This window comes from Flavobacterium cheongpyeongense (assembly GCF_003202435.1).
GTDB classification, from domain to species: Bacteria; Bacteroidota; Bacteroidia; order Flavobacteriales; family Flavobacteriaceae; genus Flavobacterium; species Flavobacterium cheongpyeongense.
Map to the genome: position 1 here is coordinate 84,605 of NZ_QJHK01000014.1, position 22,784 is coordinate 107,388.

The following is a 22,784-nucleotide window of genomic DNA, read 5'->3' on the forward strand; positions in this document are numbered from 1 at the left end:
GCCGCTAAATTTTGTCTAATATATAAAGAATTCTGTTTTCAACCGTGTCTTTCGGGACTTCAATTAAATCGTAACCGTATTTTTGATACGTTTCAACCAGGTGCTTTTGGATCGTTAATGCCTGTTCGAAATTTTCGTAGCGCTCAGTGTCACTTTCGTAAATTTCTTCCCAAGGCGGTAAAATAAAAGTTTTGGAATATTTGTAGTCCTCGCAAGCCTTAGTGAAAAAATCCGGATATTCGTCTCCAATATAATCCATGTAAGCCACTACATCAGGAATTCCCCGGTCAATAAAAACGACAGAATCAGACTCCTGTGACGCTTTTTTAAATTGCTGTATACGTCCTTCAAGCAACATTTCGCTAAACAATAAAGGCTGTTCCAAAAACAATTGTTCGACACCTCTTTTTTGGGCTTCGAGCGTAACCTCTCTTGAGATTTCAGGGTAACAGCAATAGCCACGAGCTACTAATTCGTTTATGAGTGTAGATTTTCCTGTGCCAGGACCGCCAAGGAGAACTATGATTTCTTTTTGCACTTTCGTAAAAATAAAGCGCAAATTTACCTAAAGTTATTCGTAATTAAAAAGAATATTTATCAGAAACGGATGATTCCGCATTTTTGGAAGCATCGTTCCTGCTTTCGGCTATATCTTTTATAGCGAACCCCGCTATAAAAGGATATCGCCTCCATCAGGGTTATAGCGGGAAGATGGTTTTGTTTTTGGAATTATTTCAATTATTCACTATTAAGTTAAATTGTAATTAGATCCCAAAAAAATACACCGATTAATATCTTTTTTCAATATAAAAAATCTAAAATCAAAAACGTATATTTGCGTTTATTTTTAATTACGAATGGAGAACGACAAAGAAAAAAACATCGCCGAATTTTACGAAAGATTAAAAGTCGAGCTTGATAACTCAAATACCTGGCCGGCAGAATATTTGTATAAATTCATTGTGCCTTCTATAGCAGATAATGTGGAGCAGGTCGAAAAAGCTTTTGACAGGATGGGGGCGGTTATCAAAACAACAAAATCTAAAACAGGTAAATTTACCAGTGTTTCTATAGATGTAACGATGAATAGCGCTGATGAAGTAATTAGCAAATACAAAGAAGTTTCTACAATAGAAGGTATAGTTTCATTATAACATGGTCGAAAAATATAAAAAAGAAGTCGCGAATGACGTTGTTTTTAACTTAGAATATAATTCTGAAAGACAGCGTTTACTTATTCCGGAATATGGTCGTCATTTGCAAAAACTGATTGATCAGGCCACTATCATCGAAGATGTCGAAACACGCAATAAAGCAGCAAAATACATCATTCAGGTAATGGGAAGTCTTAATCCGCACTTGCGTGATGTCCCGGATTTTCAGCATAAATTATGGGATCAGCTTTTTATTATGTCTGATTTTAAATTAGATGTAGAGTCGCCATATCCGATTCCGTCACGAGATGTTTTGCAGTTAAAACCGGATATTTTACAGTATCCGCAAAATTTCCCGAAATACAGGTTTTACGGTAATAATATCAAATATATGATAGATGTTGCCAATAAATGGGAGGATGGCGAAATGAAAAATGCATTGGTTCTCGTGATTGCAAATCACATGAAAAAGTCATATCTGAGCTGGAACAAAGACACTGTAAAAGATGATGTCATCTTTGAACATTTATTTGAATTGTCAGATGGAAAAATCAACTTACTGCAAAGTACAGAAGAGCTTTTAAATACAACTGACTTATTGCGTACCAATAAACGTATTTCCAATAAAATTACGCCCCCGGGTCAGCCAAAAATCCAAAGCAATAAAAACAATAAAGGACCAGGAAAATCAAAACCTTTTCAAAAAAATAATAATCAGAAATAAAAGTTGCAGAGACTAAGCTGCTAAGCTTTTCTTTGAGGGAGAAAAAAACTTAGGGTCTTAGAATCTTAGTAACTCAGAACCTAAAAGTGAAATATGGGAGTATTTAAAATCGAAGGAGGAATTCCTTTAAAAGGAGAAATCACTCCGCAAGGAGCAAAAAATGAGGCATTACAAATTTTATGTGCCGTGCTTCTAACGGGAGATAAAGTAACAATTAATAATATTCCCGATATTATAGATATCAACAAATTAATCACTTTGTTGGGTAATTTAGGAGTAAAAATTCAACGTAATGGAGCGGGATCGATTACATTTCAGGCTGATGAGGTGAATGTTGGATATTTAGAAACAGAAGCTTTCAAAAAAGAGGGTGGAGCGCTTCGTGGTTCTATTATGATTGTTGGGCCGCTTTTGGCACGTTTCGGAAAAGGATATATTCCAAAACCGGGTGGTGATAAAATCGGACGTCGCAGATTAGATACGCATTTTGAAGGGTTCATCAACCTTGGAGCAAAATTCAGATACAACAGAGAGGATCACTTTTACGGAGTAGAAACCCCTGAAGAAGGATTACAAGGAACAGATATGCTTTTAGACGAGGCATCTGTAACCGGAACCGCCAATATTGTAATGGCTGCTGTTTTAGCAAAAGGAAAAACTACTGTTTACAATGCAGCCTGTGAGCCTTACTTACAACAATTGTGTAAAATGTTAAACACTATGGGGGCTAAGATCACAGGAGTTGGATCTAATTTATTGACTATTGAAGGTGTTGAAAGCCTTTCAGGCTGTGAGCACAGAATTCTTCCTGACATGATTGAAATTGGTTCCTGGATTGGTCTTGCAGCGATGACAAAAAGCGAAATCACCATCAAAAATGTAAGCTGGGAAAACTTAGGTTTAATTCCGAATACTTTTAGAAAACTGGGAATCACAATCGAAAAACGCAACGATGATATTTATATTCCTGCACATAAAGACGGATATGAAGTAAAAACAGATATCGATGGTTCTATTTTAACCATTGCCGATGCACCATGGCCAGGATTTACGCCTGACTTGTTGAGTATCGTTTTAGTTGTCGCAACACAGGCAAAAGGAGATGTTTTAATTCACCAGAAAATGTTTGAAAGCCGTTTGTTTTTCGTGGATAAATTAATCGATATGGGAGCAAAAATTATGTTATGTGATCCGCATAGAGCGGTGGTTATGGGGCATAATTTTGAATCTCAGCTAAAAGCAACTACAATGTCATCGCCAGATATTCGTGCGGGTATTTCATTATTAATAGCAGCCCTTTCGGCAAAAGGTATAAGTACGATTCAAAATATAGAGCAAATTGACCGTGGATACGAACGTATCGATGAGCGTTTAAGAGCAATTGGAGCAAAAATCGTGAGAGAGAAAATGTTTTAAGCACCCGGGAAATAACGAATTGATCAGGCAATTTTACTAGTTAGACGAAGGTTTAGATGCTGTTTTATTGAACTAATTCTAAAAAAAGTTTAAATCGTGAAATTTTGGAGAAGAAAAATAAATGTCTTTAAATGACAAATGAACAAAAAGCTGTAAAAGCTACTTATTTTAGTATAGCCGGAAATACCTGCCTCGCCCTTGTAAAAGGATTGGCAGGTTTTTTTGGCAATTCTTATGCCCTGATTGCAGACGCAATAGAATCAACCACAGATATATTTTCGTCTTGTCTGGTGCTGTTTGGAATAAAATATTCAAACAAACCTGCAGACGAAAACCATCCATACGGTCATGGCCGCGCAGAGCCTCTCATTACCTTTTTGGTTGTGGGATTCCTTATTACTTCTGCCACGATTATTGGTTACGAAAGTATTGCAAATATAGGTACTTCACATGATTTGCCTAAATCCTGGACTTTATATATTTTAGGAGCAATCATTATCTGGAAAGAATATTCATTTCGGTTGGTAATGAAACGCAGTAAACAAACCAACAGTTCAGCTTTAGCAGCAGATGCATGGCATCATCGTAGTGATGCTATCACATCAGTGGCAGCCTTCATCGGGATTTCGATTGCACTGCTTATGGGAAAAGGGTGCGAATCAGCAGATGATTGGGCGGCACTTTTTGCTGCTTTTTTTATCTTATACAACAGCTATAAAATTTTCAGGCCGGCTCTGGGTGAGATCATGGATGAACATCTTAACGATGATTTAGTCGAAATAATTCGTGTTAAGGCTTTGACAGTTAAAGGTATTTTAGGAACCGAAAAATGCTTTATTCGTAAAGCCGGGATGAAATATCACGTTGATCTGCATGCTATAGTTTCGGCAAAAATTTCAGTAAAGGAGGGACATGATTTGGCACATCAATTAAAAGATACACTAAGAGAGCAAATTCCTGAACTTGGACATGTTTTGATACATGTTGAGCCAGATGAATATTACTGATTTAAATGCGTTTCTCTGGTATAAAAAATCCGTTTATTCGTAAGAGTAAGCGGTTTTTTTTATGGGCGTTGCCTACGGCCGGGCTATCCGCTAAATTCCCGATTAACAAAAACTACGGCCGAAAAGCCTTGTTTTTCTAAATCGGGAGATACCGCTTCTATCCCTAACGTAAACTCAGGTAAAAAGAAGTATTGAGTATTTTGTCACTTCGACGGTGGAGAAGTCACTGAGGGAGAGCTATTCGATATTCATTGATTCAAAATGATGATTTAAAAAGTCGAATTCAGGATTAAAGACCTGAATTAAAGATAGTTTTTTATCTCTTCGCCATTTTTTTATTTCTTTCTCTCTGGAAATAGCTTCTTGGACCCAGACAAACTTTTTGTAATAAATTAGAAATTAAATACCGTATTTGAAGCAAAAGTTTTAGTTCCGGTTTCTAAATTTTCTTTGTGTTGTTGAAGCCTAATTTTTAAATTATTAGTTACTCTAATATAAAAAGTAGAACGGTTCTTATTGGTTAAGATGTAGACATAGCAAGTATGAAAACCTTCTTGCGGATTAAGAATGAATTGAGTTTTTAATTAATTTTGTTCAGTTTGAAGAACATCAAGTCACATTACGATCTCAAATTAGCAGTGTTTCTCTCCTTTAGTCATTTCTCCTTCGTCGAAATGACAATATTGTAGATCTTCAGGGTCAGGCTATTCCAAAACATTCAAAACTTTTAGTCCAAACACAACACCATTTTGCTGTATTCCACCCTCATAAGAATGTACATAATCAACTCTGAATAATTTAAATTTACCAAAAATGGCTGTCCTTACTTTTCGGACAGCCTCTTTTAATTTTCATTTAATTTACTATAAATTATTGATTATGTGCAAATGTTAAATAAATTATTGAACCACACAACACATCTGATACTTTTACATTATCAATTATTAGGTAATAAAGCTGGCTGTTGTAATGAAATAATTTCTATATCCTCACAACTAAATCCTATACTGCCATTTTCATAATCTTCAATGTAAAAGTTTATATTCTCTAAACCGTGATCAGAAGCATTAATAATATCAAACCCTGATACAAAATGTAATCCATTGCCAATAAAATTTAATTTCATATTATTTACATTTTTAAACTCAAAAGTTGCTTCAACAAAATCTTTCGTCAGATCTGGCCACTTAGTCATCTCATTTCTAATTTGAAAATATAAAACTATTTTCAAATTATTTTTAGACCAATTCATTTCTTTTATAAAAGCAATATCTGATGGTTCCCAATCACTGTAAAAATCTCTAATACTTTCTATTTTGTTAATTTGTTTCATAATTTTAAAAAAAAGTTAAATACTGATTCTTTTCCATGAGCAAACCCCATACCAAATTCATATTGGTGTAAATGTGGCATGGAATGATTACCTGGTCTCATATGAGTTGAATAATCAACTCTAAAAATTTGACGCCCATAATTATCAAATATAACCCGTGAAGCCTCCGTTCTTCCTGTACGACCGCTCACTCTAAACCAATCGATTCTTGTTGCTCCAGGGCTAATCTGTTTTGGTGCATAATTTGACCAGTATTTAGAATAACGAGCCGCTTCATCAGCTTCCATCATTGCGCCATAGCCTCCAGTTTTCACAGCCTTTGTAGCCTTAAGTTCGGATAACGCAACCTTTGCCTCACCAATTGAGGATAAAGATGAAACAGCTCCAATTAACCCCCAAACAGCTTCGTCGGTATTAGTTGCTGATCCATTAAGATTTCTCATACTGAAATCCCCCACGCTTCTTCCCATAAAATACTGACCAGTAGTATTGAACCCATTAAAGAATTCATAGATAAACCTTTCACCAACTTTCCCTTGAGATAGATAGGTCCAGTTAAACCCAAAACTACTATGTTGAGTTGGCATTTGTATATTAGCATATGTACTCAAATTAGGAGGTGGTCCGTCTCCGCCTCCAAAGCCAAAAAACTTTCCTATATCTCTCCCAAGAGATTCTATATTTTTACCTACATAGTTAGCTGCTTCTTGTAAATTGCGACCCGTAAATCTACCGATTTCTCCCGCATTTCTTCTAAACCATTCTACATTTTGCTTATCTTTAAAAAAGTTAGCTAAAGATCTATAAACACCTCCTTCTATTTGTTGTGTTGTGATTGGTGTCTGAACATCTTCTTCTTCTTCTTCTTTAGTAGGTGTAATGTAATATTGTTTTGAGCATACTTCGGAGAGCAAGGGCGGTATTATTATCCAAAGAGATAATCATACAATATGTTTTTATCTAAACTAATGTCTTTTTTAAGTGGTGTCATGATAAAGATGTATCCTTCATTTTCAACCGTGTAGAACAACACATTTGCATTCAAACTTTTTAATCCATAATATTCTATTTTGCTATATATTACTTTTGTGTCTTCGCTATTGATTTTTATAACGTATTTATTAAAATTCAGATCAAAGCTTTTGATGGTATCATTATTTACTTGGTAGTTTACCTCTTTATCCGAAAAAAAATCAATTCGATTAATTTTATGGGCATCTTTAAATACTTCTGTACTCAAATTAACTTCGTATAATCCTTCGTCAATAGTAGAAAAATAGCCGGATGTAGGATAGTTATTTGATTGATGATGATTAAAAGTATAATTCTTAGAAATATTTTTAAGTTTTATTACTATTAACGAATACTTAGACTGAATTTCAAATTGTGAAACAATAGAATCGTTCTTTATTGTATAGCTGCCAATACAAACATTGTCTTTCTTGAAGGGTAGCAAGTTTTTTATTTTTATACTTTTGTTTGGAACAAAATTCATTTCATTCATTAAATTCATTTCATTTTTAATTATTTGTTTTTTGCAACCTAAAAAAAGGACAACCAATAATATGACACAGATAATTCTCATAGATTTTTTTTTAAAGTGAAGTTATTTAATTTTTATAATTAAAATGCAAGGTTATAAATAATTACTGCCGCTTCTTCTATTTCTGTTTCTTCTGCCAAAAGAGGTATCGTCTCTGGTTGAAAAATACTCAACACAAATTTACCTATTAGCAAGGCAGTCTCACCGCCAGGTCTAAAAGCAGCATCAAAGCCTCCACTTCTTCCATTTTTGCCCCTAATATTGTAGTGATAACCTACTCCATCTTTACCGAAACTAAATCCTGTTGAAACATGATCATCAGAAGGTACCATAAAATCTTAATCTATAATCCTTTGGTCTGTAATTTAGATTGTACCGTCCTAAATTAAACCTAAATTCCGCATTAGAAAATAATTATTAAATTGAACTTTAAAATCCTAATGCTTGGCATTAGAAAATCAGTACCATGGAATTTGATATATCCTACACCAGTAAAGAGATTACGCCATGGGGCGGAATGGTCTTCTTAAAACAAATGTTGCAGAAAATTGGATTTAGAGAACATATTTCTAAATGCGAAGATTTACCACAGCCTAAATCCAACAGAGGTCATAAAGTCACTACGATAATTGAGGCATTTATCACCAGTGTTTGGTGCGGAGCAAATCGTTTTATGCACACCGAAGTTACTCGTCATGATATTGCTTTGGGGAAGATGTTCGATTGGAAAGAAATCCCTGAGCAGGATACTTACAAAAGATTTTTCAGCAAATTCAACCAAGCCACCAATCATAATGTGAGTAATCATTTTTACTCGTGGATTTTTGATAATTTCAAATTCGATAATTTTACCTTAGATATTAATTCTTCTGTAATGACACGCTATGGCAAACAGGAAGGAGCAAAAAAAGGATACAATCCGGCCAAAAGAGGAGGAGTTTCGCATCATCCCTTGATTGCTTTTATTGACGATGTAAAACGGGTTGCCAATATGTGGCTTCGAAGCGGCGATACTTCTTCTTCAAATAATTTTTTATCTTTTCTAGAAGATACTTTGTCTAAATTGAAAAACAAAACAGTAGGTTTTATAAGGCTTGACAGCGGCTTTGACTTTTGCAATGATTGCCTATAACCTTATGGCACTTTTTAGAACTTTTATCCTCCAGGAGAAAACACAAAAAACATTAGCAACATTGAGATACAGAACTTTTGCCATTGGAGCCTATTTTGAAAAACAAAACGACAAATTGGTATTAAAAATTGCTCTCAACAAAAAACGAAGGGCATGGTTTAGCGGTCTTTGGAATTATTCGAAAATTTAAATTATCCTTTTGAAATCCCTACTGCGTAATTTGAATTTAAAAAATATAAACCATAAAAACATCAGTTACACAATCCGGTTGCATAACATTAAAACATTTTGGGATGTGATTTATCAAAAGATCGAAAATGACAAAATGAGGTTTTTTGAAAAAGGGATGTTTAATCCAAAACATTCAAAACTTTTAGTCCAAACACAACACCATTTTGCTGTATTCCACCCTGATAAGAATGTACATAATCAACCCTGAATAATTTAAATTTACCAAAGCCTAAATTGTCTAAACCAACAGTAAATTCAGAATAGGGATTTCTGTCCGGAATTGCCAAAGAATGAAATCCAATATTCATCGTTGATTTTAATAAATTCAATAACGGAATCTTATTCATGATAAATCCGGTATCATTGTGTTCTAAATGCATTTCAAAATAACGGTCATTTGTACTGTTTGTGTAGTAAGGCATTAAGTTAAAAACATTCAGATAACGGTCAGCGGTTCCTATGTGCGTTTGGTTTCCGTTAAAATGTTTGAAATCCATGAAAGCAATATTTTCTGCATTAAAGAACTTTCCAGCTTTAAAAGTCATGCCGAGGAGACCTTTGTTTCCTAATGATAAATCGTATAGTACAGAGGTACCGATTTTCTCAAATTCGTATTTTTTTTCGCTGGCGGCAAAGGCTTTTTCAAATGCTAAAAATACAGTTGGATATTTTTCATTTTTAATATTATATCTTCCATCAGGTCTTGAAATATATTTATTCCCGAAATTGATTCTGGCATTCAATGCGCTTTTAAACAAATGATGCGAGGCAAAAGCGGGATTGCTAAAATCATCCGGAGCTAAAGGATTGTTTGAAGAATAAATGTCATCTTTTTTAAAGAAAGAATAATCAGTTGTGTTAAAGAGCGGTTTTCGCTGTTCGTAAGCAATTTTAGCATTCAGGTTTATTCCGTTTGCAACATCCTGACCGTAGTTAATCTGAGCGAATTCCAGGTTGTACAGCTTTATATAATTGTTTCTAAAAAACAACGAACTTATTGAATTAACAAATTTGGTAATAGGTGCGGCTCCGTTAAACTGAGCGGTTTTTGTTCCGCCTGAAACCCAGATTGAAGCATAATTGATAGTGTTAAAACGATGGTTCAATTCTGCCGTTACACGTAAACGTTCGTCTGAAAAACCGTAATTTAAGGTTGTACTTACAGAAGTGCTTTTCCCATTCTCGTCATTCCATTTTTTAAAAGAAAAACCGGAATCTAAATTGAACCCCTGAACAGTATTAAAACTTAAAGAACTTACGTTTAACAGACCTTTATAGTCAAATGAATATTTTTTGAATGTGTTTTTGTAATCGTAGCCCATCAAAATATCCCAAATCTTAAACGTATTGTTTTTGGTATCAATCGAATCGGTATATTTTCTGGATTTTCGAATAGTCAGTAGGCTGTCTTTTTTAGTGTAATCATTGCTTTCTTCAATTGTCAGCGGAATTGGGCGGATTTCGTTCCAAAAAGCATTGTCTTTTTGATTCGCATTGGCTTCAAAAGCTACAATTTCATTACTAAAGGTTTTTTTCTCAAACGAATTCGGGAATTCATAATTCGAATAAATATAATTGAAATTTCCGGAGAATTTAATCCCGAAAATACCGGCATTGAACGAAAGTGTCTGTGCATTTTTAGACCAGATTTTATTTTTTGCATTATAGCTGAAACTTTGTTTTAAGGTCATGGTTTCAGTAAATTCATTTTTCATTCGGTATCCCTTAATGTCTAAATCTATGGCATAAAGTGCAAAACTATCATCGACAATATAAATGTAACCTTCAAAAACAGGTTCCTTATCACGTTTTGGTGTTACTTTAATTTTATTGACTTGTTGCTTGTTGTCATCATAAAAAGTACCCTCAAGTTTGTATTTGTAGTAATTGAAAGCATTGTCTGCAATAGGAGAAATGAGTTTTACATCAAAATCTAAAGTGTTGTCATAAAAATCATAAGTTGATAAGGCAGCGGTATTATAGCTGTATCCTCTGTTGTTTCCGGAGATTTTAGAAGCAATGATTTTCTCTTTTAATTTATCCGGTTTTTCAAAAGTGATTTTCGAAATAGTCTCCGATAAATATAAAATTCCGGTTCCGGTTGAATCAAGATTAGAAGACATATCTTCGCCCAAATCTACTTTTTGTCCCAAAATTTTCTTCGGAAGATCTTTGACTTTAAACATTCCTTTCGAATAAAAATCAGCGGTATAACGTGCCGTTTTTGCTGAGTTTTCCTTTTTGTTTGCAATGGCACTTTTTATGATGGCATTTGCAGGATTGTTTTTTGGGTCAATAATAACTTCATTTAATGCAAGACTTTCTTCCTGCATTTTAACATCAAGGGTTACTGTTTCGGATCCAGAAGAAACAGCTATTTTTTGTGTTTTAAAACCCAGATACTGAAATACAATCTTGTTTTTTCCAACTTCTTTTACACTGAGTTGGTATTTACCCTGTTCGTTTGAAGTTGTACCTGAATACGTGTTTTCTTCAAAAATTGAAACAAAAGGCAGTGGATTTCCCTTTTCATCGGTTATCGTTCCCTTAATTTGGGCAAAGCTTGAAATTGAAAAAAATAAAAAGGCGAATAAGATATAGTTTTTCATGAGCGTTTTTTCTCTCACAAAAATAAAATAACTTATAAGTGTGGCTATTAATAATTTGTTAAATAGTGAATTAAAAAAAGGACTGAATCGCCAGTTCGTAGCTTTTTAATCCAAAACCTAAAATAACGCCTTTTGCATTTCCGGATAAATACGATTGATGTCTGAAGCTTTCGCGCGCGTAGGTATTCGAAATATGAACTTCAATTACCGGAGTTGTTACTGCTTTCATGGCATCGCCAAGACCAATTGAAGTGTGGGTATAAGCACCTGCATTCAAAATAATCCCGTCATAAGTAAAACCAACTTCCTGAATTTTCCCAATCAGTTCACCTTCAATATTACTTTGGTAATAGGAAAGTTCCACATTTGGAAATTTGCGTTCCAATATTTCAAAATAATCTTCAAAAGTTTGGCTTCCGTAGACTTCAGGTTCTCTTTTTCCTAAAAGATTCAAATTGGGTCCGTTGATAATAGCGATTTTCATAAATAATTCGATTTAATTAAGGTGGCTTGAATCCATTTTACATTTTACAGAAACCCTCTCACGCAGTTTGTAAAAATAAAAAAAACCGTCCTGATTATTAGAACGGTTTTTATAAAAATATGTGATATTCTTTTAGAACATAAATCCTGCAGACAATTGTATTGTTGAATTTTTAACATCCGCATTTTTTGACGCTTCTGTTAACCCTAAGCCGTAACGCCCCTGAACAAAAAGATTTTTTGTAATTTTAAAACCCAATCCGGCATTAACACCAAATTCGAAGGTTTCTGCATCTCCCAGTTCTACATTGTCTTTTTCACTTAATAAAAAGGAAGCTTGCGGACCAACTTCGAGGCTAAAAGAATCGGTTAAATAAAATTTAGCCATTACTGGTATAGATAAGTAACCTAATTCATTTTTAAACTCAGTTATTGCATTTTTATAGCTTGCTCCCTGTGTTGAATACAAAAGCTCAGGCTGAACAGCAAATCTGTCTAATAGTTTGATTTCTGCAACAAGCCCTGCATGATAACTCGTAATCCCATCTTTGTTGAAGTTTTCTCCATCAAATGTTGCATCCCCGGTTTGATTTGCAAAGTTAACCCCCGCTTTCACCCCGATTTTTAATAATTGTGCCTGAATCGTTGCTGAGGTGGCGATAAACAAAACCACCGCTAAAAAAACTTTTTTCATAATGTTAAAATTTAAGATTTGATTGTACAAAGTAATGCAAATAAAAACTCAAAAGGATTATAATTATTGTTTGTTTGCGTTTCAAAATTTCCATTTTTCATTCACTCAATTAATGAAAAATACATTCATTCATCTTAAAAAGAAAGAATTTTACTAATAATATTAATATTTTTTATCTAACTGTTTTTAGTGATATTTAAAAATGTAATCGTTTGACTTTAAGTTTTTTGTTTATTTTAACAGGATTTTTTAAACTAAATTAATGAATTATTTAATATTAATATTTGGTTTGTTGATCTTTATTAACATAGCTTTGCGCCACTAAATAATCATTAATTTATCAAAAAAAAATGAAAAAAATTATTTTATCAGCCATCGCAGTTATGGCTTTTGGATTTGCTAATGCACAAGAACAAACAGCAAAAGGAAAATGGTTAATTGAAGCTAACACAGGTTTCGGAAATGGTGTTGGAAGTACTCAATTTGGTTTAGTTTCATCTGATGGTACTACAGAATGGAATATTGGAGCAGAAGGTGGTTACTTTGTAGCTGATAATTTAGCTGTGAAGTTAGGTTTAGGTTACGGAGACGATGGAGAAGATTTTAGCACTTTTGCTTACAAAGTAGGTGCTAAATATTATATCGCAAACAAATTCCCAGTTGAACTTTCTTATAACGGAGTAGATAATAAAGATTGGGATGAAAATCCTTCTTACGTTGGAATTCAAGGTGGATATGCTATCTTTTTAGGATCAAATGTTTCTATTGAGCCAGGTGTTCGTTATAATCATTCATTAAATGATGATTATTTTGAAAGTGCTTTCCAATTCAATGTTGGATTTGCTTTACACTTCTAATAAAAGAAAATATTTATATTTTAAAACCTTCCCTAATCCGGAAGGTTTTTTTATGCTCAAAAATTACGTTCCTTTGTAGATATGAAATGGAATACCTATATAAAAGATTATCAGTCGTATTTGCGAATTGAAAGAGGTCTCTCTAAAAATACAATCGAAAATTACAGTTTTGATATTGAACGGTTGTGTCTTTTTTTAGAAGCTAATCGAATAGAGGTTTCACCAATAAAAATTTCGGACGAAACGGTTCAGGAATTTATTTATTCCGTTTCAAAAGAAGTGAATCCACGATCGCAGGCAAGAATTATTTCCGGATTAAAAAGTTTTTTTAATTATCTGGTTTTCGAAGATTACAGGAATGATAATCCAATGGAATTAATAGAAGCACCTAAAACAGGTAGAAAATTGCCCGATACATTGTCTGTGGAAGAAATTGATAATCTGATTGCGGCCATTGATTTAAGTTCAAACGAAGGAGAAAGAAACAAGGCAATGCTGGAAACTTTATACGGTTGCGGACTTCGTGTTTCGGAACTGGTGTCGTTAAAGATTTCAGACTTGTTTTTTGAGGAAGGCTTTATAAAAATTACCGGAAAAGGGAATAAAGAGCGTTTTGTTCCTATTGGTCATTCAACTCAAAAATACATTGAAATTTATCAAAAAGGGGTTCGGGTTCATTTAAAAATAAAAAAGGGTCATGAAGATACCTTGTTTTTAAACCGTCGTGGAAATCAGCTTACACGTGCCATGATTTTTACTATTATTAAGGATTTGGCTGTAAAAATAGGGCTGAACAAAAATATCAGCCCCCATACTTTGAGGCATTCCTTTGCAACACATTTATTAGAAAACGGAGCCGATCTGCGTTCGATTCAATTAATGCTCGGACATGAGTCAATAACAACCACCGAAATTTATGTTCATTTAGACCGGAGTTTCTTAAAAGAGGTAATGCATACTTTTCATCCCAGAAGATAATTTTTTTTATAAAATTTCGTTATTAATAGTAGCTTTCTTTAAAAAAAAAAGAATACCTTTTAACTAGGATTAGTTCTTGTAAAAGAAATCTTTTTGCGCTCAAATTTTTAGTGAATATACAACCTACAAAAAGAATTATGGTTTTTGATTTATATGAAAATGAAGATTGTAATAAGGTAAACGTTTTTTATAAAAAGTTGTTTGCCGAAATTCCCGATTTGATTTTTCAGATTACCATCGATGTTGATAATAATTATTCGTTTCCGTTGTTTAGCAAATCAATTGAAGAGATATTCGAATTAAATTCGGATGATTTCTCAAATGATATCAAATCAGCTATTGCCGAAAGAGTACATCCCTCAGACCGTGATTTATTTTTTCAGTCGTTTCTAAAGGCAAAAAAACAAATTTCAAGATGGGAAGCTGAATTTAGAGGAATATTGCCTGAAAAAGGGCTGAGATGGTTTAGAATTTCCGCTAAATCTGAATTGTCTGATGATGGTAACATTAACTTTTTTGGGCATCTCTCCGATATTACAGATTTAAAAGATAAAGAGTTGAGGTTGCGAATTTCTGAAGAACGATTTCAATTTGCCTTAGAAGCTTCTACAACCGGGATTTGGGATTGGAATATGTCTACCAATAAAGTCTTTTATTCTTCGTTGTCTTTAAAAATTTTAGAACTTGAATCGGCAGATGTATTTGATGATCCCGAACTTTGGGATCAGATTGTTCATCCAGATGACTTGCCAAAGTATTATTCGGATATTCAGGATCATTTTGATAATAAAATTCCCTATTATGAAAATTATCATCGGGTATTGACCTCCGGAGGAAATTACAAATGGATTTTGGACAGGGGAAAAGTAATTGAACGGGATGAAGACGGAAAACCTTTGCGGGTTATAGGAACCCATACCGATGTTTCGACTCAAAAAGAAAGAGAATTGGAACTCATAAAAACAATGAAATTATATAGTGAGCAAAATAGTCGTTTACTGAATTTTTCTCACATAGTTTCGCATAATTTAAGTACTCAGGCAGGCAATATAAAGGCAATCCTTGATTTTATGGATGTTGATGAGAAAAAAGAAACAATTAAAGAGATGTTGGTACACCTTAAGACGGTTTCGAATGATTTGAATAATACAATTTTGAATTTAAATCAAATTGTTCAGATTCAGAGCAATATGGATGTCCTTATTAAGCCATTAAATTTGGTGGAATACATTAATAAAACGATTTCAGCTATTAAGGATTTTAATTCCGAAACAAAGACCAGCATCATAAATAATGTGCCTGAATATGTAATGATAAATTTCAATCCGGCTTATCTCGAAAGTGTTCTGCTTAATTTTGTAACTAATGCGATAAGGTATTCGCATCCGGACAGGACTCCTTTGATTGTATTTGATTATGTCTTAGAAGGAGAGGGACATAAAGCATTAAAAATTACAGACAATGGTCTCGGAATTGATTTGGCTATATATGGTGATTTGTTATTCGGAATGTATAAAACGTTTCATAAACATAAAGACGCCAGGGGTATTGGGCTGTATATTACCAAAAATCAGATAGAAGCCATGAACGGAAAAGTTTTTGTTGAAAGTGAAGTTGGAGTAGGGACTACGTTTAAAATAGTCTTTGATGATGAACTGTAATTAAAGTAAAAATCAGAAATAAAAAAAACTTCTCAGCGATGAGAAGTTTTTTTGTGAATATAATTTTGTTGATTTATTTTGCAATATTTACTGCTCTCGTTTCACGAATAACAGTCACTTTTACCTGACCAGGATAAGTCATTTCAGTCTGTATTTTTTGTGAAATTTCGAAAGACAGATTAGCTGCATTATCATCAGAAACTTTTTCGCTTTCTACAATTACACGAAGTTCTCTACCAGCCTGAATTGCATAGGCATTTTTAACACCGCTGAACCCGTAAGCTACCTCTTCAAGATCTTTCAGACGCTGAATGTATGAATCCAGTACCTGACGTCTTGCTCCGGGTCTTGCACCTGAAATAGCATCACAAACCTGAATAATCGGAGATAGTAATGATTTCATTTCAATCTCATCGTGGTGGGCTCCAATAGCGTTGCAAACTTCTTCTTTTTCGCCATATTTTTCAGCCCATTGCATTCCTAATAAAGCGTGAGGTAAATCACTTTCAGTATCCGGAACTTTACCAATATCATGAAGTAAACCTGCTCTTTTTGCTAACTTTACATTCAGGCCTAATTCTGCCGCCATGATGCCGCAAAGTTTAGAAACTTCTCTGGAGTGCTGTAATAGGTTTTGTCCGTAAGAAGAACGGTATTTCATTCTTCCGACAACTTTGATTAATTCAGGGTGTAAACCGTGAATTCCTAAATCGATAACCGTACGTTTACCAACCTCGATAATTTCGTCATCAATTTGTTTGGCAGTTTTAGCAACAACTTCTTCAATTCTTGCCGGGTGAATACGTCCGTCAGTTACTAGTTTGTGTAATGATAGACGTGCAATTTCCCTGCGAACAGGATCGAAACAGGAAAGAATAATAGCTTCAGGCGTATCATCAACAATGATTTCTACTCCTGTTGCAGCTTCTAATGCACGGATGTTGCGTCCTTCACGACCAATAATTCGACCTTTTACATCATCAGATTCAATATTGAAAACGGAAACGCAATTCTCAACGGCTTCTTCTGTTCCAACTCTTTGTATAGTATTGATGATTATTTTCTTAGCCTCTTGTTGTGCAGTAAGTTTGGCTTCCTCAATAGTTTCCTGAATATGGGACATAGCTTTACTCTTGGCTTCAGCTTTTAATCCCTCTACTAATTGTTCTTTTGCTTCTTCTGCAGAAAGTCCAGAAATTACTTCTAATTGTTGTAGTTGGCTTTTGTGTAATCGGTCTACTTCAGCTTGTTTTTTGTCTAAGACGTCGATTTTGTTATTGTATTCGGCAGTTTTAGCTTCAAAATCATCATTTACTTTTTTGGCTTTAGATAATTCATTTGAAACCTGAGATTCTTTATCGCGAACTCTTTTTTCTACTTCGGCTACTTTTTTATCTCTCGATAAAATTACCTGCTCATGCTCTGCTTTTAATTCAATGAATTTTTCTTTTGCCTGAAGAATTTTGTCTTTTTTAATATTTTCCGCCTCTAAATTGGCATCCTTTAAAATGGAAGCAGCTTCTTTTTTTGCGTTTTTGATTAAATTAGAAATATTACTTTTTTCGATAATTTTAGCTATAGCAAAACCTGCCGCAATACCTACAATACCTGAAATAATGATTGTTATGATGTCCATGTTTGTTAAAATTTATATATAAAAAGCCTACATTAATTGCTTGAATAAACTCGTAAAGACAAGTTTTGAGCTAACTCACTGTTCAAGTTTCCAAGCCGGGGCATGGCATACTATAGTAGCGACGATTTGCTCATTCTAAATTGTTAGTGTTGAGTTTACCAATTGTGAACTAATGTAGGCAGTATCTTAGTTGATGTAAAGAACGTTTAATTTTCGAGATATTGATCTAAAAGCGAATTTAATCTTTTAATCCCTTTGATGGTTTCTTCTCCATCAATGGCGTTGTCAATTTGTTTTTGTTCTACCTGTGACGCAAATTGCAGGGCACACATAGCCAGTACATCTTGTTTGTCGCGAACGGCGTAATTTTCTTCGAATTGCTTAATCATAGCATCAATTTTTTTGGAAGCACTTCTAAGTCCTTCTTCCTGAGCAGGTTCTACCGTTAATGGGTAAACCCTGTCTGCAATTGATATTTTAATTTTAAGCTTTCCGTTCATGTTTACTAATCTGATAGTTGTGCAATACAGTAATCAATTTCGCGAATTAGTGAATTTATTTTAAGCTTTGTCTCTCTCTTGTTATTGTCGCTGCCGAGCAACGAATTGGCTATCTTAAGTGTTTCGTATTGTTTCTTCAAAGCTTCAATTTCTTCAGATTGTTTCTGGATAATTTGTGCAGCTTTGTTTAGTTCAAATCGTAAATCCTGATTGTTTTTTTCTAAAGCTTTTGATTTCACAAAAAGCTTTTCGATCTTATATTCAAGAGTATCAATTATTTCAGCAATTACACTCATTATAAATCCAATTCATTACTTAATCCTACAAAGTTAGTATTCCTTTTTATTAATGCAATTTTTTATCGATTTTTTTACATTAAAAATAAGCAAATTAATGAAATTCAGGGAATTGTATTTTTGCCCGTTTTATCTTCTGTTTTCCTTCCTTAAATTTTTTATCTTAGCCAAAATGTTACCTATGAGATTTTTTTCGTTTTTTTTATTCTTTTGCAATTTTATTTTTGCCCAAACCCAATATCCTAAAGATTATTTTCGCCCGCCTCTTGATATTCCGATGCAGCTTTCGGGAAATTTTGGAGAATTGAGGTCTAATCATTTCCATGCCGGGTTCGACTTGAAAACCAATCAAAGAGAAGGTCTTACTGTTTATGCTGTAGCGGATGGCTATGTGTCCCGAATAAAAATTTCGACTTTCGGCAACGGAAAATGTATTTATATCACACATCCAAATGGGTATACAACTGTTTACGGGCATTTACAAACTGCTGTCGGTCCAATTCAGGAATACATTCAGAAAACACATTACAGTAAAAAGTCTTTTGAGATCGAAATGTTCCCAAAACCGGATGAACTTCCTGTTACAAAAGGTCAAATTATAGCACTTTCAGGAAATACGGGTTCTTCTGAAGGACCGCACCTGCATTTTGAATTTCGTGATACAAAAACTGAATTTGTTATAAATCCCATGTTTTTTGGATTTGATCAATATGTGAAAGATAATAAGAAACCCTCCATTTCTGGTTTATTTGTTTATCCGATGGATAGTACAACAGTAAATCAATCAAAGCAGCCTGTGTTGCTTAATCTTTCACTTCAAGAAGATGGAACTTATCTGGCAGGCAAAGTAAAAGCGAACGGGAAAATAGGTTTCGGAATTAATGCTTTTGATTTTGATGATGTTTCGGAGAATAGAAACGGAGTCTTTAATGTTACCGGTTTTTTAAACGGTGATCCGAAATACAGTTATCAGTTCAATACCTATTCTTTTGATGAAATGCGTTTTATCAATGCTTTTATCGATTATCCAAGGTACAAAAAAACAGGGCAGCGTATACAAAAGTTATTCATGAAAACGCCTTTTGCACTTAGCATCATAAAAACGGATTCGCTTAACGGAATAATTCCGGTTGAACCTAATTTAGCTTCTGCTTACAGAATTGAAGTCTCGGACTATTTTGGAAATTTGAATTCGGTTACGGTTCCAATTGAATATGATTCGGAAGCACCGCTTATTAATGCTGAGCCCATAATTTCAAACTATTTTGTCGAACATAATAAAGATTCGAATTTTGAAAAAGATAACATGTCCGTATTTTTTCCTTCCGGGACTTTTTATGAAGATTTTAATTTAAATTTTGATGTAAAAAACAATCGAATTTTCATCCATGAAGATATTGTACCGGTGCATTCTAATTTCACAATTACTATAAAAGACAGTACATATTCAGAAAGCCTAAGAGATAAGGTTTTTATTGCAAGGCTTGGCGGAAACAGCAAAAGTTACAATCCTACAACCCGAAAAGAGGATGTTTTTACTGCAAAATCAAAGATCTTGGGTCAATATGGTTTAGTTTTAGATACTGTGGCTCCGGTTATAAAAATCAACAAGCCTATTCAGGATAAATGGATTACCGGAGTCAAAAATATTCAGTTCACGATTGGTGATGCTTTGTCGGGAATTAAATCGTATAACGGTTATTTGAACGGAAACTGGATTTTATTTGAATATGATAACAAGACAAGAAAGATAACACACATTTTTGATGATCAATTGCTAGCTGAAGGTGCCAACGATTTAAAAATTGAAGTAGTTGATAATGTGGGGAATTCTGCTATCTTTGAAACTCATTTTTTTAGAAGTCAACAAAAATAAAATCTAAGCTTTTGAATCACTTTAAATTAATAATTGTTTTCCTTTTTTTATGGATTGGTTATGCTTCATCTGCCCAAAGTGCCCGCGTAAAAGGAGTTATTTTAGATAGTGGAAATCATCCGGTTGCCGACGTAAATGTTACTGCAGGGGATAAAACTGCAAAATCGGATACTAAAGGGCGTTTTGATATTTTCGTACCATCAAATAAAAAGGTTGTTTTGATTTTTACGCACATTTCTTTAAAAATGATGACGTTGTCTGTAAATCTTAAACCTTACGAAACTTTTGTTTTTAACCCGGTGATGAACAATTCTGAAGAACAGATGGGGGAAGTTTTTGTTTCATCAAAAAATAAAAAACGTGTTCAGGGTATTACAGTTATTGATCCTGCTACCATAAAAAAAATACCCGGGACAAATGCCGGAATAGAAAATGTTCTTAAGACATTGCCGGGAGTAAATTCAAACAACGAGCTGAGTACACAATATGCAGTTCGTGGAGGAAATTATGATGAAAATCTGGTCTATGTAAACGAAATCGAAGTTTACCGACCATTTTTAATTCGTTCCGGTCAGCAGGAAGGATTGAGTTTTACCAATACAGATTTAGTACAAAATGTAGATTTCTCGGCAGGAGGATTTCAGGCAAAATTTGGAGATAAACTTTCTTCGGTATTAGATATTACGTATCGAAAACCTACCGAGTTTGGAGCATCACTGGAAGCCAGTTTTCTTGGTGGAAGTTTTTCTGTTGATGCCGTTTCTAAAAACAAAAAATGGTCTGCCGTAACGGGTGTTCGCTATCGCAATAATAGTTTACTGGTCAATAGTCAGGATACACAGACCAATTATACGCCAACATTTGCAGACCTTCAGACAAATATAAATTACGATATTTCTCAAAAATGGCAATTGAGTTTTTTAGGCAATATTTCGCAAAATAAATATTTATATCGTCCCTTAACACGAGAAACAAAATTTGGAACCATTGATCAGCCTATGGCTCTTGCTGTTTTTTATGAAGGTCAGGAAAAAGATCAGTACGATACCTATTTTGGAGCGATAAAAACAACTTATAAGTCCTCGTCAAGCCTTACTTTCAAATTGATTGGATCTTTATTTCATACTATTGAACAGGAACATTTTGATATTTTGGCACAATACCGATTAGGAAATGTTGATGAAGATGGGAATAGAAACCCTGATGATGTCGATTTTACAAGAGGAATTGGAACCCAGCTCAACCATGCCCGAAATGATTTGGATGCTTTAATTGCGAACATCGAACTGAAAGGTTTCAAAGAATGGAAGCATAATAACCAGGTAGAGTTTGGTTTGAAATATACAAGAGAATCGATACGTGACAGAATTGTAGAGTGGGAGGTGATTGATTCGGCAGGATTTTCATTAAATCCGCCTATTTTAGATTTGCCGAAAAACAATCAGCCATACGAACCTTATACCGGACCACTTTTGCCTTATCAAAATATTCGGGCTACAAATTTTAATGACATAAGCCGATATTCCGTTTACGCGCAATGGAATAATAAGTCAGATCTTGGATCGAGTCAGGTTTGGTACACTATTGGTGCCCGTTTTCAAAGCTGGCAGGTTTCCGGTGCAGATGTTGAAGGTAAAAATCAGGCTGTTTTTAGTCCGCGAGCGCAATTTGCCTTAAAGCCGGATTGGGAGATGGATATGATTTTCAGGGTTTCGGGAGGATTGTATCATCAGCCACCATTTTATCGGGAGCTCCGGGATTCGAATGGAGAAGTTGATCCAAATGTAAAAGCACAGCAATCGATCCATTTTGTTATAAGCAATGATTATAATTTTAAAATGTGGAACCGCCCTTTTAAATGGGTTACAGAGGTTTATTATAAATCACTTTCAGACGTAAATACCTATTCAATAGATAATGTGAGGATTCGTTATGTTGCAGATAATAATGCCAAAGCATTTGCACAGGGATTGGATTTCAGGTTAAATGGTGAATTTGTACCGGGAACAGAATCCTGGATTAGTTTCGGCTATCTGAAAACAGAAGAAAACTACGGAAGCAAAGGCTATATCGCCCGACCAACCGACCAAAGACTGAAATTTGCCATGTTGTTTCAGGATTATATGCCAAACATTCCAAGTATAAAATTGTATCTGAATTTAGTTTACAATACTGGTTTGCCTGGAGGTTCACCATCTTATTCAGATCCTTATCTGTACCAAAACAGGTTAAATGATTACAGAAGAGCCGATGTTGGTTTTGCGAAGGTATTTATAGACCAGAACAATATTGCAAAAGCGGGTTGGCTTAAAGCTTTTAAGGAATTATCGTTAGGAGTGGAAATATTCAATATTTTTAATAACCAAAATGCTATAACGAATACATGGGTGCGTGATGCTTATTCAAAAAATCAATATGCCATTCCAAATTATATGACTTCTAGGGTTTTTAATATAAAACTGAATGCGAGACTGTAATGAACGAACAGACAAGAAGGAAAAAGATTTTTTATGTTCCGGGAATGATTTCTCTGGTTTTGATTCCATTAATATGTATAATTTACTTTTTTAAAACAGACTCTTTTAAAGTTTATGGTGTAATTCAATTGGGTATACCAAACAAAGGGGATTTTGAAAAATATAAAGTTCCAACTC

The 22,784-nt window shown here is 34.1% G+C and carries 23 protein-coding genes; 11 read left to right on the top strand and 12 right to left on the bottom strand.

Features of this window, described 5'->3' with window-relative positions; translation table 11 throughout:
- Positions 1-4: 4 nt before the first annotated feature.
- Positions 5-538 carry an AAA family ATPase gene (locus DMB65_RS15420; RefSeq protein ID WP_110307530.1) on the bottom strand — a complete coding sequence of 178 codons (534 nt, stop codon included), beginning with the start codon at positions 536-538 and terminating at the stop codon, positions 5-7.
- Positions 539-857: 319 nt separating this feature from the next.
- Between DMB65_RS15420 and DMB65_RS15425 the strand changes: the two genes are divergently transcribed.
- From DMB65_RS15425 to DMB65_RS15440, 4 genes are all read left to right on the top strand, one after another.
- On the top strand, positions 858-1,154 hold the full coding sequence (locus DMB65_RS15425; RefSeq protein WP_110307531.1) for a DUF493 family protein: 297 nt from the start codon (positions 858-860) through the stop codon (positions 1,152-1,154).
- A 1-nt stretch (position 1,155) separates the two neighbouring features.
- Positions 1,156-1,878 (top strand): DUF4290 domain-containing protein, encoded by a 723-nt coding sequence (locus DMB65_RS15430; RefSeq protein WP_110307532.1) that lies wholly within the window; start codon positions 1,156-1,158, stop codon positions 1,876-1,878.
- A gap of 93 nt (positions 1,879-1,971) precedes the next feature.
- The gene (gene murA / locus DMB65_RS15435; protein WP_110307533.1) at positions 1,972-3,294 is read left to right on the top strand and encodes a UDP-N-acetylglucosamine 1-carboxyvinyltransferase; all 1,323 of its coding nucleotides are present in this window, start codon (positions 1,972-1,974) and stop codon (positions 3,292-3,294) included.
- 131 nt (positions 3,295-3,425) lie between these two features.
- Positions 3,426-4,301 (top strand): cation diffusion facilitator family transporter, encoded by an 876-nt coding sequence (locus DMB65_RS15440; RefSeq protein WP_110307534.1) that lies wholly within the window; start codon positions 3,426-3,428, stop codon positions 4,299-4,301.
- 392 nt (positions 4,302-4,693) lie between these two features.
- Here the strand turns inward: DMB65_RS15440 and DMB65_RS22710 are convergent, their stop codons facing one another.
- The 5 genes from DMB65_RS22710 to DMB65_RS15465 all read right to left on the bottom strand — a co-directional run bounded on the left by DMB65_RS22710 (position 4,694) and on the right by DMB65_RS15465 (position 7,509).
- Positions 4,694-4,870, bottom strand: a complete 177-nt coding sequence (locus DMB65_RS22710; RefSeq protein ID WP_394336117.1) for a GIY-YIG nuclease family protein — start codon at positions 4,868-4,870, stop codon at positions 4,694-4,696.
- Positions 4,871-5,238: 368 nt separating this feature from the next.
- Positions 5,239-5,634: a hypothetical protein gene (locus DMB65_RS15450; protein ID WP_110307535.1), complete on the bottom strand. Its 396-nt coding sequence runs from the start codon at positions 5,632-5,634 to the stop codon at positions 5,239-5,241.
- Positions 5,631-6,548, bottom strand: coding sequence for a hypothetical protein (locus DMB65_RS15455; protein WP_110307536.1), 918 nt, complete (start codon positions 6,546-6,548; stop codon positions 5,631-5,633). The genes DMB65_RS15450 and DMB65_RS15455 overlap by 4 nt, the downstream gene beginning before the upstream one ends.
- An 11-nt stretch (positions 6,549-6,559) precedes the next feature.
- Complete coding sequence (locus tag DMB65_RS15460) at positions 6,560-7,219, bottom strand: hypothetical protein (RefSeq protein ID WP_110307537.1); 660 nt, start codon at positions 7,217-7,219, stop codon at positions 6,560-6,562.
- A 38-nt stretch (positions 7,220-7,257) separates the two neighbouring features.
- Positions 7,258-7,509, bottom strand: coding sequence for a hypothetical protein (locus tag DMB65_RS15465; RefSeq protein ID WP_110307538.1), 252 nt, complete (start codon positions 7,507-7,509; stop codon positions 7,258-7,260).
- A gap of 134 nt (positions 7,510-7,643) precedes the next feature.
- On the opposite strand from DMB65_RS15465, the gene DMB65_RS15470 reads away from it, so the two are divergent.
- Together DMB65_RS15470 and DMB65_RS22475 are read left to right on the top strand one after the other, a co-directional pair.
- Entirely contained in the window at positions 7,644-8,309 is a 666-nt protein-coding gene (locus DMB65_RS15470; protein WP_230470690.1) for a transposase, read from the top strand.
- A gap of 4 nt (positions 8,310-8,313) precedes the next feature.
- Positions 8,314-8,499 carry a hypothetical protein gene (locus tag DMB65_RS22475; RefSeq protein WP_230470691.1) on the top strand — a complete coding sequence of 62 codons (186 nt, stop codon included), beginning with the start codon at positions 8,314-8,316 and terminating at the stop codon, positions 8,497-8,499.
- 160 nt (positions 8,500-8,659) lie between these two features.
- On the opposite strand, the gene DMB65_RS15475 is transcribed toward DMB65_RS22475, so the two are convergent.
- From DMB65_RS15475 to DMB65_RS15485, 3 genes are all read right to left on the bottom strand, one after another.
- Entirely contained in the window at positions 8,660-11,149 is a 2,490-nt protein-coding gene (locus DMB65_RS15475; RefSeq protein ID WP_110307539.1) for a DUF5686 and carboxypeptidase regulatory-like domain-containing protein, read from the bottom strand.
- A gap of 70 nt (positions 11,150-11,219) precedes the next feature.
- Positions 11,220-11,633, bottom strand: coding sequence for a type II 3-dehydroquinate dehydratase (aroQ, locus tag DMB65_RS15480; protein WP_110307540.1), 414 nt, complete (start codon positions 11,631-11,633; stop codon positions 11,220-11,222).
- Positions 11,634-11,765: 132 nt separating this feature from the next.
- Positions 11,766-12,326 (bottom strand): porin family protein, encoded by a 561-nt coding sequence (locus DMB65_RS15485; protein WP_110307541.1) that lies wholly within the window; start codon positions 12,324-12,326, stop codon positions 11,766-11,768.
- A gap of 350 nt (positions 12,327-12,676) precedes the next feature.
- Here DMB65_RS15485 and DMB65_RS15490 point away from each other — a divergent pair, with 350 nt between their 5' ends.
- The 3 genes from DMB65_RS15490 to DMB65_RS15500 all read left to right on the top strand — a co-directional run bounded on the left by DMB65_RS15490 (position 12,677) and on the right by DMB65_RS15500 (position 15,822).
- Positions 12,677-13,183, top strand: coding sequence for an outer membrane beta-barrel protein (locus tag DMB65_RS15490; protein WP_110307542.1), 507 nt, complete (start codon positions 12,677-12,679; stop codon positions 13,181-13,183).
- Positions 13,184-13,264: 81 nt separating this feature from the next.
- Complete coding sequence (xerD, locus tag DMB65_RS15495; RefSeq protein ID WP_110307543.1) at positions 13,265-14,161, top strand: site-specific tyrosine recombinase XerD; 897 nt, start codon at positions 13,265-13,267, stop codon at positions 14,159-14,161.
- Positions 14,162-14,271: 110 nt separating this feature from the next.
- Positions 14,272-15,822: a sensor histidine kinase gene (locus DMB65_RS15500; RefSeq protein WP_230470692.1), complete on the top strand. Its 1,551-nt coding sequence runs from the start codon at positions 14,272-14,274 to the stop codon at positions 15,820-15,822.
- Positions 15,823-15,895: 73 nt separating this feature from the next.
- Here DMB65_RS15500 and rny read toward each other — a convergent pair whose 3' ends face one another.
- The 3 genes from rny to DMB65_RS15515 all read right to left on the bottom strand — a co-directional run bounded on the left by rny (position 15,896) and on the right by DMB65_RS15515 (position 18,254).
- On the bottom strand, positions 15,896-17,458 hold the full coding sequence (rny, locus tag DMB65_RS15505) for a ribonuclease Y (protein WP_110307545.1): 1,563 nt from the start codon (positions 17,456-17,458) through the stop codon (positions 15,896-15,898).
- Between the two features lie 206 nt (positions 17,459-17,664).
- Entirely contained in the window at positions 17,665-17,958 is a 294-nt protein-coding gene (locus DMB65_RS15510) for a cell division protein ZapA (protein WP_110307546.1), read from the bottom strand.
- A 5-nt stretch (positions 17,959-17,963) separates the two neighbouring features.
- Positions 17,964-18,254 (bottom strand): hypothetical protein, encoded by a 291-nt coding sequence (locus DMB65_RS15515; protein WP_110307547.1) that lies wholly within the window; start codon positions 18,252-18,254, stop codon positions 17,964-17,966.
- 181 nt (positions 18,255-18,435) lie between these two features.
- Here DMB65_RS15515 and DMB65_RS15520 point away from each other — a divergent pair, with 181 nt between their 5' ends.
- Together DMB65_RS15520 and DMB65_RS15525 are read left to right on the top strand one after the other, a co-directional pair.
- On the top strand, positions 18,436-20,130 hold the full coding sequence (locus DMB65_RS15520; RefSeq protein ID WP_110307582.1) for a M23 family metallopeptidase: 1,695 nt from the start codon (positions 18,436-18,438) through the stop codon (positions 20,128-20,130).
- 11 nt (positions 20,131-20,141) lie between these two features.
- Complete coding sequence (locus DMB65_RS15525; RefSeq protein WP_110307548.1) at positions 20,142-22,607, top strand: TonB-dependent receptor; 2,466 nt, start codon at positions 20,142-20,144, stop codon at positions 22,605-22,607.
- The last annotated feature ends 177 nt before the right edge of the window (positions 22,608-22,784 follow it).

Excerpts from the sequence above, each read along its gene's own strand:
- DMB65_RS15425 (WP_110307531.1), top strand. The coding sequence starts at position 858 with ATGGAGAACGACAAAGAAAAAAACATCGCCGAATTTTACGAAAGATTA.
- DMB65_RS15470 (WP_230470690.1), top strand. The coding sequence starts at position 7,644 with ATGGAATTTGATATATCCTACACCAGTAAAGAGATTACGCCATGGGGC.
- DMB65_RS15465 (WP_110307538.1), bottom strand. The coding sequence starts at position 7,509 with ATGGTACCTTCTGATGATCATGTTTCAACAGGATTTAGTTTCGGTAAA.
- DMB65_RS15475 (WP_110307539.1), bottom strand. The coding sequence starts at position 11,149 with ATGAAAAACTATATCTTATTCGCCTTTTTATTTTTTTCAATTTCAAGC.
- murA (WP_110307533.1), top strand. The coding sequence starts at position 1,972 with ATGGGAGTATTTAAAATCGAAGGAGGAATTCCTTTAAAAGGAGAAATC.
- DMB65_RS15430 (WP_110307532.1), top strand. The coding sequence starts at position 1,156 with ATGGTCGAAAAATATAAAAAAGAAGTCGCGAATGACGTTGTTTTTAAC.
- DMB65_RS15515 (WP_110307547.1), bottom strand. The coding sequence starts at position 18,254 with ATGAGTGTAATTGCTGAAATAATTGATACTCTTGAATATAAGATCGAA.
- DMB65_RS15485 (WP_110307541.1), bottom strand. The coding sequence starts at position 12,326 with ATGAAAAAAGTTTTTTTAGCGGTGGTTTTGTTTATCGCCACCTCAGCA.
- DMB65_RS15460 (WP_110307537.1), bottom strand. The coding sequence starts at position 7,219 with ATGAGAATTATCTGTGTCATATTATTGGTTGTCCTTTTTTTAGGTTGC.
- DMB65_RS22475 (WP_230470691.1), top strand. The coding sequence starts at position 8,314 with ATGGCACTTTTTAGAACTTTTATCCTCCAGGAGAAAACACAAAAAACA.
- xerD (WP_110307543.1), top strand. The coding sequence starts at position 13,265 with ATGAAATGGAATACCTATATAAAAGATTATCAGTCGTATTTGCGAATT.
- DMB65_RS15450 (WP_110307535.1), bottom strand. The coding sequence starts at position 5,634 with ATGAAACAAATTAACAAAATAGAAAGTATTAGAGATTTTTACAGTGAT.
- DMB65_RS15490 (WP_110307542.1), top strand. The coding sequence starts at position 12,677 with ATGAAAAAAATTATTTTATCAGCCATCGCAGTTATGGCTTTTGGATTT.
- rny (WP_110307545.1), bottom strand. The coding sequence starts at position 17,458 with ATGGACATCATAACAATCATTATTTCAGGTATTGTAGGTATTGCGGCA.
- DMB65_RS15510 (WP_110307546.1), bottom strand. The coding sequence starts at position 17,958 with ATGAACGGAAAGCTTAAAATTAAAATATCAATTGCAGACAGGGTTTAC.
- DMB65_RS15440 (WP_110307534.1), top strand. The coding sequence starts at position 3,426 with ATGACAAATGAACAAAAAGCTGTAAAAGCTACTTATTTTAGTATAGCC.
- aroQ (WP_110307540.1), bottom strand. The coding sequence starts at position 11,633 with ATGAAAATCGCTATTATCAACGGACCCAATTTGAATCTTTTAGGAAAA.
- DMB65_RS15520 (WP_110307582.1), top strand. The coding sequence starts at position 18,436 with ATGAGATTTTTTTCGTTTTTTTTATTCTTTTGCAATTTTATTTTTGCC.